General features: G+C 67.4%; 13 protein-coding genes. 3 read left to right on the top strand and 10 right to left on the bottom strand.

Annotated features, from left to right (window positions below; all coding sequences use genetic code 11):
- Nucleotides 1–187: 187 nt before the first annotated feature.
- From GQ56_RS0118520 to hpnI, 9 genes are all read right to left on the bottom strand, one after another.
- The gene (locus GQ56_RS0118520) at nt 188–1,231 is read right to left on the bottom strand and encodes a GlxA family transcriptional regulator (protein ID WP_031400071.1); all 1,044 of its coding nucleotides are present in this window, start codon (nt 1,229–1,231) and stop codon (nt 188–190) included.
- Nucleotides 1,232–1,253: 22 nt separating this feature from the next.
- Nucleotides 1,254–2,054 carry an ABC transporter ATP-binding protein gene (locus tag GQ56_RS0118515; RefSeq protein WP_031400070.1) on the bottom strand — a complete coding sequence of 267 codons (801 nt, stop codon included), beginning with the start codon at nt 2,052–2,054 and terminating at the stop codon, nt 1,254–1,256.
- 21 nt (nt 2,055–2,075) lie between these two features.
- Entirely contained in the window at nt 2,076–2,789 is a 714-nt protein-coding gene (locus GQ56_RS0118510) for an ABC transporter permease (RefSeq protein WP_031400069.1), read from the bottom strand.
- Complete coding sequence (locus tag GQ56_RS0118505; RefSeq protein ID WP_031400068.1) at nt 2,786–3,475, bottom strand: ABC transporter permease; 690 nt, start codon at nt 3,473–3,475, stop codon at nt 2,786–2,788. Before GQ56_RS0118505 ends, GQ56_RS0118510 begins: the two co-directional genes overlap by 4 nt.
- Nucleotides 3,476–3,748: 273 nt before the next feature.
- Nucleotides 3,749–4,306 carry a hypothetical protein gene (locus tag GQ56_RS0118500; protein ID WP_031400067.1) on the bottom strand — a complete coding sequence of 186 codons (558 nt, stop codon included), beginning with the start codon at nt 4,304–4,306 and terminating at the stop codon, nt 3,749–3,751.
- Between the two features lie 87 nt (nt 4,307–4,393).
- Complete coding sequence (locus GQ56_RS0118495) at nt 4,394–5,443, bottom strand: HpnL family protein (protein WP_031400066.1); 1,050 nt, start codon at nt 5,441–5,443, stop codon at nt 4,394–4,396.
- Complete coding sequence (hpnK, locus tag GQ56_RS0118490; RefSeq protein ID WP_031400065.1) at nt 5,440–6,324, bottom strand: hopanoid biosynthesis-associated protein HpnK; 885 nt, start codon at nt 6,322–6,324, stop codon at nt 5,440–5,442. The genes GQ56_RS0118495 and hpnK overlap by 4 nt, the downstream gene beginning before the upstream one ends.
- Before the next feature lie 3 nt (nt 6,325–6,327).
- Entirely contained in the window at nt 6,328–7,770 is a 1,443-nt protein-coding gene (gene hpnJ / locus GQ56_RS0118485; RefSeq protein WP_306426965.1) for a hopanoid biosynthesis associated radical SAM protein HpnJ, read from the bottom strand.
- A 138-nt stretch (nt 7,771–7,908) separates the two neighbouring features.
- Nucleotides 7,909–9,081: a bacteriohopanetetrol glucosamine biosynthesis glycosyltransferase HpnI gene (hpnI, locus tag GQ56_RS0118480; protein WP_031400063.1), complete on the bottom strand. Its 1,173-nt coding sequence runs from the start codon at nt 9,079–9,081 to the stop codon at nt 7,909–7,911.
- A 638-nt stretch (nt 9,082–9,719) separates the two neighbouring features.
- Here hpnI and GQ56_RS0118475 point away from each other — a divergent pair.
- Nucleotides 9,720–10,718, top strand: coding sequence for an LLM class flavin-dependent oxidoreductase (locus GQ56_RS0118475; protein ID WP_031400062.1), 999 nt, complete (start codon nt 9,720–9,722; stop codon nt 10,716–10,718).
- Between the two features lie 27 nt (nt 10,719–10,745).
- Here GQ56_RS0118475 and GQ56_RS0118470 read toward each other — a convergent pair whose 3' ends face one another.
- Entirely contained in the window at nt 10,746–11,810 is a 1,065-nt protein-coding gene (locus GQ56_RS0118470) for an alpha/beta fold hydrolase (RefSeq protein WP_031400061.1), read from the bottom strand.
- Between the two features lie 175 nt (nt 11,811–11,985).
- Here GQ56_RS0118470 and pdxY point away from each other — a divergent pair, with 175 nt between their 5' ends.
- A complete protein-coding gene (pdxY, locus tag GQ56_RS0118465; protein ID WP_031400060.1) occupies nt 11,986–12,846 on the top strand; it encodes a pyridoxal kinase PdxY in 861 nt (286 codons plus the stop codon).
- A 276-nt stretch (nt 12,847–13,122) separates the two neighbouring features.
- Nucleotides 13,123–15,267, top strand: coding sequence for a phosphocholine-specific phospholipase C (locus GQ56_RS0118460; RefSeq protein ID WP_031400059.1), 2,145 nt, complete (start codon nt 13,123–13,125; stop codon nt 15,265–15,267).
- The last annotated feature ends 119 nt before the right edge of the window (nt 15,268–15,386 follow it).

Raw genomic sequence — 15,386 nt, 5'->3', positions numbered from 1 at the left:
CCGTGCCCTGCGGCACCGGGAGGTCTTGCGTTCTCGAAGCGCCTTTCTTTTGGTTACTTTTCTTTGGCAAGACAAAGAAAAGTAACCGCCGCCCCGCGCAGGGGCGACACTAATGGACCGACACGATCACAGGTGCTTCACGAAAACCCGGGCGAACCACGCAAAAAGACATACAAAAACAGCACCCTCAATCCTTCCCACCGCGCTCGACGAGCGCCCCTCCACGTGGTTCGCCCCCACCCCCGGTCTGCTTCTCGAGCCACGCTCGCCGATCCTCCCGAGGCGTGACGCCGAACCTCTCCCGATAAGCATTGGAGAAGTGCGCAGCAGAAGAGAACCCACAGGCGAGACTGACCTGGACCACCGACTTGCTGGTCCGCTGCAACTGCGTCCGGGCCTTGAGCAACCGAAGATTGAGGTAATACTTGGACGGCATCGCGCCGAGATACTGCCGAAAGAGCCGTTCGAGCTGCCGCCGCGACACGCCGACGAGCTCGGCGATCTCGTCGGTCGTCAACGGGTCCTCGACATTGGCCTCCATCAGCAGCAATGCATCGTTGAGCCGCGGATGCCGTTCGCCCGGCGCGGTCACGAACGGAATCCGCTGCCGCTCCTCGCCGCTGCGCAAGGTCCCGGCGCCCAGCGCATCGGCGATCCGCTCGGCAAGCTCGGGCCCGTGTTCCCGGCCGATCATGGCCAGCATGAAATCCACGGTCGCCTGCCCGCCCGCACAGGTCGCCCGATCGCGATCGATCTCGAAGATCTGCTGCGTGACGATCGTCCGCTCGAACTGCTCGGCGAACTGTTGGTACGTCTCCCAGTTCACGCTCACGCGATACCCGGAAAGCTGCCCGGCCATCGCGAGCCACCACACGCCGTGGTGAATCCCGGTGACGACCGGCGTGCGCTGCCCGACCCGCGCGAGACTCGCGAGAAACAGCCGGTAATCGGCAAACTGCTGGAACCGCTCGGACACGACGATCAGCCAGTCGCACGCGATCGCATCGTTGAACGCTGCATCGGCATGCCACTGCGCGCCGCCCGCGAGCGGCACCGGCCGGCCGTCCCACGAACACACCTGCCAGCGGTACAGGAGCCGGCCATCGATCTCGTTCGCCAGATTCAACGCATCGACGATCGGACCCACGCCCGACATCGACACGGGCGGCAATGCAACGATCGCCACCTGCGTCGTGCGGGTGGCGCCTGCGGGACGAGACACCGGTACCACGTATGAAACCCGCCCCGTCGCGTTACTTGAGACTGCCCGACAGGAACTGCTTGAGCCGCTCGCTCTGCGGACGCACCAGCACCTCCTTCGGATCGCCCTCTTCCTCGGTCCGCCCCTGATGCAGGAACATCACGTGGTTCGACACGTTGCGCGCGAAACCCATCTCGTGCGTGACGACGATCATCGTGCGGCCTTCCTCGGCCAGCTTCTGCATCACCTTCAGCACTTCGCCCACCAGTTCAGGGTCGAGCGCCGACGTCGGCTCGTCGAACAGCATCACGTCCGGATGCATCGCCAGCGCGCGCGCAATGGCCACGCGCTGCTGCTGGCCGCCCGACAGGTGCGACGGATACTGCTTCTCGACGCGCGGCGGCAAGCCGACCTTCTCCAGGTACTCGCGCGCGCGCTCCTCGGCTTCCTTCTTCGAAATGCCGAGCACATGCACCGGCGCTTCCATCACGTTCTCGAGCACGTTCATGTGCGCCCAGAGGTTGAAGTGCTGGAACACCATCGCAAGCTTCGTGCGGATGCGCTGAAGCTGCTTGTGATCGGCAACTTCGAGCGCGCCGGCGCGGTCGGTCTTCGTGCGCACGGCCTCGCCATCGACGACGATCTGCCCCGCGTTCGGCCGCTCGAGAAAATTGATGCAGCGCAGGAACGTGCTCTTGCCCGAGCCGCTCGCGCCGATGATGCTGATGACGTCACCGGCTTTCGCGTTCAGCGATACGCCCTTGAGCACCTCGTTGTCGCCGTAGCGCTTGTGAATGTCGACCGCGGCAAGCTTGGTGGAAGCGGAAGCGCTCGTTTGAGTGATCTCGGCCATCTGGCTCTCCTCGAAGTGAAATCAATGACGGCCGGCCGCGAGATACGCGAGCCAGTGGCGCTCCGCACGGCGAAACGCCGCGACGAGTGCGAACGATACCGCAAGATAGATCAGCGCGGCGATTCCGAACGACTGGAACGCCATGTAGGTCGCGGAATTCGCGTCGCGCGCCACCTTCAGGATGTCGGGCACGGTCGCCGTGAACGCGACGGTGGTCGCGTGCAGCATCAAGATCACCTCGTTGCTGTACAGCGGCAGCGCGCGGCGCAGCGCCGACGGCAGGATCACGCGGCGGTACATCGTGAACGGCGACATCCCGTATGCGCGCGCAGCCTCGACCTCGCCGTGCGGAATCGCGCGGATCGCGCCCGCGAAGATCTCGGTCGTGTACGCGCAGGTGTTCAGCGCGAACGCGAGGATCGCGCAGTTGAAGCCGCTGCGGAAGAACGCGTCGAGCAGCGAATGCGAACGCACGAACTCGAGGCTGTACATGCCGGTGTACAGCAGCAGCAACTGCACGTAGAGCGGCGTGCCGCGGAACACGTACGTGTAGAAACGCACCGGTGTCGACACCCACCGCTTCTTCGACACGCGCGCGACCGCGAGCGGCACCGCGCACACGAAGCCGAGCGAGATCGACGCGACGAGCAGCCACAGCGTCACCGCGAGGCCGGAGAGGCGCTGGCCGTCCCAGTAAAGGAACGCCTGGCCGAATTCCTGGAGGATCTCGATCATAGTTCTGCGTGCCGCACGCCCATGGAGTAACGCTTCTCGAGCTGGATCAGCACGAGGTTGGAAACCGTCGTGATCGCGAGATAGATCAGCGCCGCGACGAGGATGAAGAAGAACATGTTGAACGTGCTCTTGCCGGCGTCCTGCGCGGCCTTCACGACGTCCGCGAGGCCGATGATCGACACCAGCGCGGTCGCCTTCACGAGCACCTGCCAGTTGTTCCCGATCCCGGGCAGCGCGAAGCGCATCATCTGCGGAAACATGATCCGCGCGAACACGCGCGCCCCGCTCATCCCGTAAGCCGCGCCGGCTTCGAGCTGGCCGCGCGGCACCGACAGGAACGCGCCGCGAAACGTCTCGGTGAAATACGCGCCGTAGATGAAGCCGAGCGTCAGCACGCCGGCCACGAACGGATCGATGTCGATCTGGTCCCAGCCGACGAGGTCGGTGAACTGGTTCAGCCAGATCTGGATGCTGTAGAACAGCAGCAGCATCAGGACGAGATCGGGCACCGAACGGATCAGCGTCGTATAACCGGTTGCGATCGCTCGCACGACCCGGTTGTGCGACAGCTTCGCCACCGCGCCGATCAGCCCCAGCGCCACCGCAGTGGCGAGCGACAGCACCGACAGCTCGATGGTCTGCACGGTGCCGGCCCAGAGGACAGGACCAAAGCCGTAAAGAAACACGCGCGTCTCCAGAGTTGGAATGGATGCCGGCGCGTCTTCTGCCTGGCCCGCGCCGGGCTGACGCGGATAGTCGCAAGCGAAATTGATTGCCTCAAATCACCTTGCACGCGATTGCTGCGTCGCAACAATCCGTCCCGCCATTTGCAACCCCGGCGTACGCCGCTGTTTCAAAAGGAAAAAAGCCGCTCCCTGACAAGCACATAACGCGCAGGGAAGCGGACTTTTTGCAATTTTCCGGTCGCTTTTTCGATATAGCGCCGAAGACGGGTGCGACTACCGCCCCTTCAGGATGTCGGAGCGTGAAGTCGTATAGACCCGCCCGTCCGGGCCGAAATGGACGTTGAAGAACGCGTCGGTGTTGACGCCGTCCTCGAGCCAGCGCCAGCTCCAGACCGTCTCTGGCTTGAGCGGATACTCCGCGATGTCGCCGGGCTTGCCGAGCAGGCGCCGCACCTCGTCCTCGTTCATCCCGGGCTGCACCTTCGCGAAATTCTCCGCGGTCAGCACCTGTGTCGCCCCGATGAAACGGCCGTTCGCATCGAGATCGACGAACCACGTCTGGTTGCCCATCGGGCCGCGCGGATATTCGAGCCGCTTCGAGCCGTCGGTGAACGCGCGCTCGGTCTCGGGCTTGCCCATCGTGCCGCGCACGTCGGCCTCGGTCGATTCCCCGGGCTTCAGCCCTTTCAGCAGCAGCGGCGCGGGCTTGATCGCGGTGAAGAAGTCCCTGATACGTTGCACGTCGAGGTTGCCTTGCTTGTCGTCGCAGCCGGCCAGCGCCAGCGCGGCGGCCAGCATCGTGGCGGGAAGCAGCCGGAAACGGAAATTCATCGGAAGAAATGCGCGTCGAGAAAACACGCGGCAAGGATACCCGTGCGACGCCAAAAGCGCGAGACGGGCGCGCGGCCCGTCTCGTCTTCAATGCGTCGTTTCGGTTTCCGTGTCGGCCTCGGCCGCGCGGCGCGCCGCCTGCGGCGCACGCGGCACGGCCGGCGCCGCGCCGATGCGGCGGCGCGTACGCATCAGTTCGGCGAGCTGCCACGAACCGAGCGCGAGGCAGCCGAACAGCACCTCGCGGCCGCGCTTGACGAGCGCGAGCGACAGCGCCGTCTCGCGGTCGACGCCGAACATCTGCGCGAGCAGCACGACGGTCGCCTCCTGCACGCCGAGGCCGCCCGGCACCATGAACGCCGCATGCCGCACGGCCTGCGTCATCGCCTCGATCGCGATCGCGCCGCCGATCGACACCGGATGGCCCAGCAGCGCGAGCGCCCAGTAGATCTCGAGCGCGCCGAGCACGTAGCCGGCCAGTTGCCAGAAGAACGCGCTGAACAGCAGGCCCGTGCGCGACATCAGCGCATCGATGTCCGCGTCGAGCCGCTTGCCGTCGACGCCCTGCAGCAACCGGTGCGAATCGCCCAGCAGGCGGCCCGCGAAACGCTCGATCGCGTGGAAGATCCCGCCGCGGCGCATCAGCACGACGCCGAGCACCGGCAGCGGCAGCGTCAGCAGCAGCGCGAGGCCGATCGTGCCGCCGCCCATGTCGTGCGTCGTCGCGAGCAGCAGCACGAAGCCCAGCGCGGCGAACGCATACTGCACGACGATCGTCACCAGCACCTCGACGATCACCGACGCGGTCACGCGGCTCGCGTCCGGCACCTGCCAGCGCGCGAGCCGGATGCCGACGATTTCCCCGCCGATTCCGGCCACCGGCAGCAACCGGCTCACCGCTTCGCGCACGGTCGCGATCCACCACAGGAACGGCAGCGACGAGCGCCGGTCGAGCAGCAGGTGCCACGCATACGCGTCAAGCAGCAACGGCAGCGCATGAAACGGCACGAGCCACAGCAGCGCGTAACCGGCGCGCGCGAGCATCTGCGACACGTCGCCGACGCCCTCGTGCAACCCCAGCGCGATCAGGATGCCGATGCCGACCGGCCAGCCGAGCCACTTGATCCACCGGGTCATGACGGCTGCGCTCCCCGCGCGCGCGACGCAGGCGCGCCGGATCGCGCCGCGGGCTGGCCGAACACGTCGGCAAAACCGCCGGTCGCGACGCCGGCCGCCTTCAGCGCCGCCGCGACGCGCGGCGACAGCAGCGCATCGAGTTCGTCCACCGGGCGGTAGCCGGCCATCGTCGGCGTGATCGGGCCGTCGCCGGCCTCGGCCGGATGGCAGTAGATCTCGCCGACGCCCTGCGGCAACCTGGCGAGGGCATCGAGCAGCACGGCCTCGTCCATCGCGCCCGTATGTTCGATCCCGACCACGTAATCGTTGTGCGCGAGCCCCGCGCGGTCGAGCCGTGCGCGCACGAGCGCGATCCACGGCTTGAGCAGCGCGGGCGCGCTCGTCTCGTACGGCAGCCGCACCGCGCGCAGCCCGTAGTCGCGGCCGATCTCGATGATCATCGACAGCACGGTCGGATGCAGGTGGAAATGCTTGTGTGCGTTCACGTGGTCGAGCGGCAGGCCGCTCGCCGCGAACGCGTCAAACTGCGCACGGATCTCGCGGCGCAGTTGCGCGCGCACGTGCGGCAGGAAGAAGAAGCGGCAGCCGTCCTTCGCCATCGCGTCGCCGAACCGCCCGTCGGGGCCGACGAGCGCGGGAATCTCGCGGGCGGGCAGCGTGGCCGGCCCGTCCGCGAGGACGAGATGCAGGCCGACCGCGAGCGACGGCAGCCGCCGCGCGCGTTCGATCGCGTCCTGCGCGGCCGGCGCGCCGACCATCAGGCTCGCGGCGTTCAGCACGCCGTCACGGTGCGCGCGCTCGACCGCCGCGTTCACGCGCGGGTGCAGCCCGAAATCGTCGGCGGTGAAGATCAGCGCCCGCGCCGCCCGCTGCGTCGCCACGAATCAGGCCTCGTGCGCGCGCAGGAAGCGGAAGAACTCGACGCCTTCGCGCAGGCGGCGCTTCATCATGTCCCAGCTCGTCAGCATCTCGCGCACGATCTCCCAGATCTTCGACGGACGGAAGTAGAACTGGCGATAGAACTGCTCGAGATGGTGATAGATCTCGTCGCGCGACAGGTGCGCATAGCCGATCGCCGCCAGCTGCACGCCTTCCTTGCTCACCAGGTTGATCGTCTTGTTCTCTTCCATCCAGCCGTTTTCCACGGCCTGCTTGTACAGCGTCGTGCCCGGATACGGCGCGGCGAGCGAGACCTGGATCGTGTGCGGATTGATTTCCTTCGCGTACTCGATCGTCTTCTTGATGGTCTCCTGCGTCTCGCCCGGCAGGCCGAGGATGAAGGTGCCGTGGATCTTGATGCCGAGCTTCTTGCAATCCGCGCTGAAGCGGCGCGCGAAATCGGTGCGCACGCCCTTCTTGATGTTCACGAGGATCTGGTCGTCGCCGGATTCGAAGCCGACCAGCAGCAGGCGCAGGCCGTTTTCCTTCATGACCTTGAGCGTCTTGTACGGCACATTCGCCTTCGCATTGCACGACCACGTCATGCCAAGCTTGCCGAGGCCGATCGCGATCGCTTCCGCGCGCGGCAGGTCGTCGGTGAAGGTGTCGTCGTCGAACATCAGTTCCTTCACTTCCGGCATGTTGTCGCGGATCCACTTCGCTTCCGCGAGCACGTTCTCGACCGAACGCGTGCGGTAGCGATGGCCGCTGACCGTCTGCGGCCACAGGCAGAACGTGCAGCGCGACTTGCAGCCGCGGCCCGTGTAGATCGACACGTACGGGTAGTTCAGGTAGCCGATGAAGTAGTTGTCGATCTTCAGGTCGCGCTTGTAGACGGGCGCGACGAACGGCAGTTCGTCCATGTTCTCGAGGATCGGACGCGCTTCGTTGTGCTCGATCGAGCCGTCCTTCGCGCGCCAGCTCAAGCCCTTGATCTCCGGGAACGGCTTGCCTTCGGCGATTTCCTTGCAGGTGTAGTCGAACTCCTCGCGGCACACGAAGTCGATTGCCTCGCTCGCCGTGAGCGAGTTGTGCGGATCGACCATCACCTTCGCGCCCACCATGCCGACCAGCATCGACGGCTTCATCTTCTTGAGATCCTGCGCGAACATCGCGTCGGTCGGGAACGACGGCGTGCTCGTGTGGATGATCACGAGGTCGTAGTCGTTCGCGATCTTCAGCGTCTCCTCGACCGACAGGCCGTCGGCCGGCGCGTCGACGACGCGGCTGCCCGGCACGAGCGCGGCCGGCTGCGCGAGCCAGGTCGGATACCAGAAGGAACGGATTTCGCGCTTCGCCTGATAGCGCGAGCCGGCTCCGCCGTCGAAGCCGTCATACGAAGGGGCCTGCAAGAACAGCGTTTTCATGAATGCTCCGGTAGCCTGCATAGTTCGATTCGTTGCAACGATTCAGTCAAAAAACCGCGGGCCGCCCTGCCGGCGCCCGCCTCTCTGTCATGTCGCGCCGCCCGGCCGCTCGCCGCGCAGCGCGTCTCGGCCCTCGGGCCGGGTTCGGTCGGCACGGCCCTAGCGGCCGTCCACTGCCTCCACGGCCGCCGCGCGTTCGCTGCCGACGACCGTCATCCTCGCGCCGCGCCACACGACGTGCGTGCCGAACGCGGCGACCAGCCACTCGAGCGCGAGCAGCGTGTCGCGCACCGCGACGAGCGGCAGGTCGCGCCAGAACGCGCGCCAGCCGTCCTCGCCGCGCGCGTGCAGCACGAGCCGCCCGAATGCGCCGACCGCGGCCGCCCCGCCCGCCAGCGAGCCGGCGAAGGTTCCGTCGAGGCGCAGCGCCAGCGCCGCGCCGATCGCGAGCCACGGCACGGTAAACGTAATGAACAGGAATGCAAAGCCGGCCGGGTTCAGCGAGCGGATCGTGCGCAGCCAGCGCGTCTCGCGGTGCCACAGCGGCCCGAACGACGGCTCGATCACGTCGGTCGCGACCTCGACCTCGGACAGCACGGTGCGCCGCCCGAGGCGGCGCGGCAGCTCGGCCAGCCAGAAATCGTCGGCCAGCTCGTCCTTCAGCGCGGGAAAGCCGCCGATCCGGTCGAGCGTGTCGCGCGTCAGCGCGAGCGTCGCGCCGAAGCCGAAGCGGCTGGAACGGCCGAGGTGCGTGATCCGCACCGACGGCGCGAACCATGCGTCGACGAACTGCGCGCCGATGCGCGTCCAGAACCCGCCGACACTGCGCGCATGATACAGGCACGTCACGACCCCCACCGACGCATCGGCGAGCGGCGCCGTCACGCGCTCCAGATAGTCGGGCTGCACCGCGATGTCGCTGTCTGCGATCACGATGCGGCCGTATTTCGCGCGCTCGGCGAGATTGATCAGGTTGCTGACCTTCAGGTTCTTGCCATGCACGCGTGCATCGATCACGAGCGTGATGTCGCATCCGGGATGGTCGGCGCGCAGCCGCTCGACCACGCCGACGGCCGGATCGGCCGCCGACGCGACGCCGAACAGCACTTCATAACGCGGATGGCGCTGCTCGCAGAATGTCGCGAGGTTTTCGTACAGATGCGGCTCCGCGCCGCACAGCGGCTTGAGCACGCTGATCGGCTCGAAGCCGTCGCGCACGGCCGTACGCGGCGTGCGCGGCCGCGGCGCGAAGGCGGCGACGAGCGCATAGCCTGCCGCGGCCAGCGCGAAGACGATCAGGAGCCAGTCGAGCAGCGTGGCGGTTGGCGTCATGCGCGACGCCTCCCGGCGACCCGAACGCCATGAAGCACGCCTGAGCGAGATTGAACGTGATGCGGTATTCCGGCAGCAACGATCGCGGGCACGACCCGACTCCTTGTTCCAGCAGCGTCTGTGTATATGAGGAAGGCCCGACCTCTTCTTCGGGTAGGACCATGCCCGGCCGCGCGTGGCACCTCGGCGCGACACCCGGGCGGGATGCGGGAAGACTCGAATGGCTACCTTCGGCGCAACGTGGTCAGGCGCCGGATTTTAGCAGTCTGCGGCACCCCGCGCTCGACGCTACAGGAAACGCACTGGTGCAATTCCGGCAAAGCTGCGCAGACGGCGGACCATTGGGTCGACCCCGCGTTCACGTTAGCGTAAGCGGTTTGCAGGCGTATTGCAGTCTTTAAAATCAAACGTTTCGTGCAAATTTGTGTGTCGATGCGGATTCGCGTCGAATCGCAGTAAAGATTGGTAATTGATCACCGATTGAATTGATTTTTGCAACGATCGCCAATATCGCCGAGGCACCCCTGTAAGGCGCATGGGTATCGCCGCGCCGCCAGCACGTTCCGGAACCCTTTGGCAAAATCCGTGACATTTGTTGCGTACGCGCATCACCGCGCTCCCTCTTCGAAGGCCACCCGATGACTCCGTTTTCCGTACTCGACCTCGCTCCCATTCCGGCCGGCGCCGACGCCGCCCAGGCCTTCCGCAACACCGTCGATCTCGCCCAGCATGCGGAGCGATGGGGTTACCGGCGCTACTGGCTCGCCGAGCATCACAACATGCCCGGCATCGCGAGCGCGGCGACTTCCGTCGTGATCGGCCACGTCGCCGGCGCCACGCGGACGATCCGGGTCGGATCGGGCGGCATCATGCTGCCGAACCACGCACCGCTCGTGATCGCCGAGCAGTTCGGCACGCTCGCGTCGCTGTATCCGGGGCGCATCGATCTCGGCCTCGGTCGCGCGCCCGGCACCGACCAGACCACGTCGCGGGCGCTGCGCCGCGACCTGATCGGCAGCGCCGATTCGTTTCCGGACGATGTCGCCGAGCTGCAGCGCTATTTCGCGGAGCCGGTGCCCGGCCAGCGCGTGCGCGCGGTGCCCGGCGCGGGGCTCGACGTGCCCGTGTGGCTGCTCGGCTCGAGCCTGTTCAGCGCCCAGCTCGCCGCGATGCTCGGGCTGCCGTTCGCGTTCGCGTCGCACTTCGCGCCGGATTACCTGATGCGCGCGCTCGAGATCTATCGCGCGCAGTACCGGCCGTCCGCGGCATGGCCGAAGCCGCATGCGATGGTCGGCGTCAACGTGTTCGCGGCCGATACCGACGACGAGGCGCGGCGCCTGTTCACGTCGCTGCAGCAGCAGTTCATCAACCTGCGGCGCGGCACGCCGGGCAAGCTGCCGCCGCCCGTCGACGTGCTCGAGGCGAACGAACTCGAACTCGCGAACGTCGCGCATTCGCTGTCGTTCGCGGCGGTCGGCTCGCGCGACACGGTGCGCGACAAGCTGCGCGACCGCATCGCGCAGACGGGGGCAGACGAGCTGATCATCACCGCGCAGATCTACGATCACGCCGCGCGGCTGCGATCGTTCGAACTGGCCGCGCAGATCCGCGACGAGCTGGCGGGCGACGCTCGCTGACGGCGCGGGCCGCCCGCGGGCGGCCTGTCACGGCTGCGGGTGCACGGCTCCCAGCCCGTCGAGCAGCGCCTTGTGGAACGCATCCGGATCCTGGATCTGCGGCGCATGCCCGAGCGCCGGGAATTCGACGAGCTGCGCGCCCGGAATCGCGGCCTGCGTGCGCTTTGCAAGCTCCGGATAGTGGCCGAGCTTCGCGTGCACGTCGGGCGGCGCGACGTCCTTGCCGATCGCGGTCGTGTCCTTGTCGCCGATCATCAGCAGCGTCGGCGCGCGGATCGCGCCGAGTTCGTAGACCACCGGCTGCGTGAGGATCATGTCGTAGATCAGCGCGGAGTTCCACGCGACCGCGTCGCGGCCGGCGCCACGGTACATGCCTGCCAGCATCTGCACCCAGCGCTCGTACGACGGCGACCACTTGCCCGCGTAGTACGTGCCCTGCTCGTAGCGGCGGATACCGTCGGCGGTGGTTTTCTGCTCGCGCGCATACCAGTAGTCGACCGACAGCGGCGGCACGCCGAGCGCCTTCCAGTCCTCGAGGCCGATCGGGTTCACGAGCACGAGCTGGTCGGTCGCCTTCGGATACATCAGCGCGTAGCGTATCGCGAGCATCCCGCCCGTCGAGTGGCCGACGATCGTCGCCGACTTCACGCCCACCGATTCGAGCAACGCGTGCGTGTTGCGCGCCAGTTGCTGAAAGCTGTACTGGTAGCGATCCGGCTTCGACGATTTGCAGAAGCCGATCTGGTCCGGCGCGATCACGCGATAGCCGGCGCGGCTCAGCACGCCGATCGTGTCCTCCCAGGTCGCCGCGCAGAAGTTCTTCCCGTGCAGCAGCACGACGGTACGGCCGTTCGGGTGCGCCGGCTGCACGTCGAGGTACGCCATTTCGAGGGTTTCGCGCTGCGACACGAACGCATGCACGTGCACGGGCTCCGGATACGCGAACCCCTCCAGACGCGGGCCGTATACGGGCCCGTCATTGTCGGCGGGCGGCGCGGCGGCGGCCACGGCAGGCATGGCGCACGCGGCGGCGACGCCCGCACCGAGCGCGGCGGCGCGCACAACACTCAACATCTTGCGAATCGAAGGCATGGCGATCAGGGTGATTGGAGACGCACGCGGGCAGCCGGGCCGCCTCGCGCTCCGCGATTCTACGCGGTCGCGTTGACGACGGCGCGCAACACTCCGGCGCCGCGCGACTTACGCGTGCGCGGCGAACTCGGGTATCGTGTGGCGTGACCCCTGAAACGCGTGCAGGCGAATTCCCATGAAAAACGTCCTCAGCATTCAGTCGCACGTCATCTACGGCCATGCCGGCAACAGTGCGGCCGTGTTCCCGATGCAGCGCCTCGGCGTGAACGTCTGGCCGCTCAACACCGTCCAGCTGTCGAATCACATGCAGTACGGCCACTGGGCAGGCAGCGCGATCGATGCCGCCAAGATGGAGCAGCTCGTCGACGGCATCGCCGCGATCGGTGCGCTCAAGCGCTGCGACGCCGTGCTGTCCGGCTTCCTCGGTTCGCCGCCGCAGGCGCGCGCGGCGGTCGACATCGTCCGCTCGGTGAAGGCGATGAATCCGAACGCGTGGTACTTCTGCGATCCGGCGATGGGCCAGACGGGCGGCATCCGGCCCGAGCCCGGCGTCGAGGAGTTCATGGTCCAGGAGATGCCGGCGCTCGCGGACGGCATGTCGCCGAACCACACGGAACTGCAGAAGCTCGCCGGACGGCGCATCGAGACCGTCGCCGAAGCCGTCGACGCGTGTCGCGCACTGATCCGCCGCGGCCCGCAGATCGTCCTCGTCAAGCACCTGCACGACCGCAACAGTCCGGCCGACCGTTTCAACATGCTCGCCGTCACCGAGACCGAAGCGTGGATCGGCCAACGGCCGCTGTACGCGTTTCCGCGCCATCCGGTCGGCGTCGGCGACCTGACCAGCGCGATCTTCGTCGCGTGCCGGCTGCGCGGCGACACCGTGCGCGCCGCATTCGAGCACACGCTTGCGGCCGTGCACGCGGTCGTGAAGGCCACTTACGATGCGCGCCGCTACGAGCTCGAGCTCGTGGCCGCGCAGGACGAAATCGCGCGCCCGAGCGAATGGTTCGGCGCCTGGGTGACCGACGCCTGACGCACCGGCATCGCCCTTCGCTTCCCCGGCGCGCCTCCCGCGCCGCTCCGCTGTCCCGCTGTCCCGCCCGTGCCCCTGTCGCGCCGCGATCGCCGTCGATACGCGGATCGACGCCGCCCCACGCGGATGCAAACGTTTCCGTACTTCACATGAATGACACCGATTCCTCGCTATGCTCGCGGCGGCACAACCCGGCGCAGCCGCATCCTGCGACCCGGGCGCGCCCTTCCCGCAGGTCCCGCCAATCGGCTCCCCCTTTACCCCACGATAACGACCATGACCCGATCGAACCGTCGTGACTTCCTGCGCGTCGCCGCCGGCACCGCCGGCGCCGCCGCGCTGAACCTGTTTCCGCCCGTGATCCGCGATGCGCTCGCGATTCCCGCGAACCGCCGCACCGACACGATCCGCGACATCGAACACATCGTGATCCTGATGCAGGAGAACCGCTCGTTCGACCACTACTTCGGCACGATGCGCGGTGTCCGTGGCTTCGGCGATCCGCGTCCGCTGCGCCTCGCGAACGGCAAGTCGGTGTTCCACCAGCCGGTCGGTCCGGCCGAGCTGCTGCCGTTCCATCCGGGCGCGGACAACCTCGGCCTGCAGTTCCTGCAGGATCTGCCGCACGGCTGGCAGGACATGCACGCCGCATGGAACAAAGGCCGCTACGACCAGTGGGTGCCGAACAAGGGCACCACGACGATGGCGCACCTGCAGCGCGACGACATCCCGTTCCACTACCAGCTCGCCGACGCGTTCACGATCTGCGATGCGTACCACTGCGCGATCCCGAGCTCGACCGACCCGAACCGCTATTACATGTGGACGGGCTACGTCGGCAACGACGGCACCGGCGGCGGCCCGGTGCTCGGCAACGAGGAACTGGGCTACGGCTGGACGACCTATCCGGAAGTGCTCGAACAGGCCGGCGTGTCGTGGAAGATCTACCAGGACATCGGCACCGGGCTCGATGCGAACGGCTCGTGGGGCTGGACGCAAAACCCGTACATCGGCAACTACGGCGACAACTCGCTGCTCTACTTCAACCAGTACCGCACCGCGCTGCCCGGCACGCCGCTGTACGACAAGGCGCGCACCGGCACCAACATCAGCGCGGGCGGCACGCTGTTCGACGTGCTGCAGCAGGACGTGAAGAACGGCACGCTGCCGCAGGTGTCGTGGATCTGCGCGCCGGAAGCGTATTCCGAGCATCCGAACTGGCCGACGAACTACGGCGCGTGGTACATCGAGCAGGTGCTGCAGGTGCTCGTGTCGAACCCCGACGTGTGGAGCAAGACCGCGCTGTTCATCACGTACGACGAAAACGACGGCTTCTTCGACCACGTGCCGCCCCCGTTCGCGCCGCAGTCGCGCGACAACGGGCTGTCGACGGTCGCGACGACCAACGAGGTGTTCCCCGGCGACGCATCGCACATGGCCGGCCCGTACGGGCTCGGGCCGCGCGTGCCGATGCTGGTCGTGTCGCCGTGGACGAAGGGCGGCTGGGTCTGCTCGCAGACCTTCGATCACACGTCGCTGCTGCAATTCATCGAGGCGCGGTTCGGCGCGCAACACCCGGTCAGGGCCGCCAACGTGTCGCCGTGGCGCCGCGCGGTGTGTGGCGACCTGACGTCGGCCTTCGATTTCGCGACGGCCGACGCCGGCTGGCCGACGCTGCCGGACACGAGCGGCTATGCGCCGCCCGACCGCCTGCGTCATCCCGACTACATCCCCGTGCCGCCGTTGCTGCAAAAGCTGCCGAAGCAGGAGCCCGGGCTGCGGCCCGCGCGGGCGCTGCCGTACGAGCTGTTCGCGCACGGCCGAGTCGAATCGGCCAACGGCCTGTTCCGCCTGACCTTCGCGAACACCGGCCGCGCGGGCGCGTCGTTCCAGGTCCAGTCGCGCAACCGTCTCGACGGCCCGTGGACGTACACGGTCGAAGCCGGCAAGCGGATCGCCGACACATGGAGCGCCGCGGCGTCGCTCGGCCTGTACGACCTCGACGTGTACGGCCCGAACGGCTTCTACTGCCATTTCCGCGGCCCGTTCGCGACCGGCGTCGGCAGCGCGAACGTGAACCCCGAGGCGCTCTACGGCTACGACGTCGCGAACGGCAACATCACGCTGCGCCTGATGAACCGCGGTCACAAGGCCGTGCGGCTCAAGGTCACGAACGCCTACGGCCACGGCCATGCGCGCACGTACGACCTCGCGCCCGGGCAGCAGGTCGACGACTACTGGGATCTGCGCGGCAGCCACGGCTGGTACGACCTGACCGTCAGCGACGGGCGGCTGCTCGGCTTCCTGCGCCGCTTCGCGGGCCATGTCGAGACGGGCCGCCCGAGCACCAGCGATCCGCTGATCCGCACGAGCGCGTCGCACTACGACGCCGAAGCCGCATCGGACGCGCTGTCCGACTGACGGCACCCCGTGCGCGGCGCGGCCCCGACGGGCCGCGCCGCCTTTTCATCCGGTTTCTCCGCCCCGCTTCTCCGCCCCGCCTCCCGCCCGTTCCGTTCGCGACGGGAAACTCCCGATAC

Origin of the sequence: Burkholderia paludis, assembly GCF_000732615.1 — a bacterium.
Classification (GTDB): Bacteria; Pseudomonadota; Gammaproteobacteria; order Burkholderiales; family Burkholderiaceae; genus Burkholderia; species Burkholderia paludis.
This window is presented reverse-complemented; position numbering and strand designations above follow the sequence as displayed.

What these genes read in the sequence shown, in the direction of transcription:
- GQ56_RS0118515 (WP_031400070.1), bottom strand. Translation starts at nt 2,054, where the DNA reads ATGGCCGAGATCACTCAAACGAGCGCTTCCGCTTCCACCAAGCTTGCC.
- GQ56_RS0118510 (WP_031400069.1), bottom strand. Translation starts at nt 2,789, where the DNA reads ATGATCGAGATCCTCCAGGAATTCGGCCAGGCGTTCCTTTACTGGGAC.
- GQ56_RS0118500 (WP_031400067.1), bottom strand. Translation starts at nt 4,306, where the DNA reads ATGAATTTCCGTTTCCGGCTGCTTCCCGCCACGATGCTGGCCGCCGCG.
- GQ56_RS0118495 (WP_031400066.1), bottom strand. Translation starts at nt 5,443, where the DNA reads ATGACCCGGTGGATCAAGTGGCTCGGCTGGCCGGTCGGCATCGGCATC.
- hpnJ (WP_306426965.1), bottom strand. Translation starts at nt 7,770, where the DNA reads ATGCAGGCTACCGGAGCATTCATGAAAACGCTGTTCTTGCAGGCCCCT.
- hpnI (WP_031400063.1), bottom strand. Translation starts at nt 9,081, where the DNA reads ATGACGCCAACCGCCACGCTGCTCGACTGGCTCCTGATCGTCTTCGCG.
- GQ56_RS0118475 (WP_031400062.1), top strand. Translation starts at nt 9,720, where the DNA reads ATGACTCCGTTTTCCGTACTCGACCTCGCTCCCATTCCGGCCGGCGCC.
- GQ56_RS0118470 (WP_031400061.1), bottom strand. Translation starts at nt 11,810, where the DNA reads ATGCCTTCGATTCGCAAGATGTTGAGTGTTGTGCGCGCCGCCGCGCTC.
- pdxY (WP_031400060.1), top strand. Translation starts at nt 11,986, where the DNA reads ATGAAAAACGTCCTCAGCATTCAGTCGCACGTCATCTACGGCCATGCC.
- GQ56_RS0118460 (WP_031400059.1), top strand. Translation starts at nt 13,123, where the DNA reads ATGACCCGATCGAACCGTCGTGACTTCCTGCGCGTCGCCGCCGGCACC.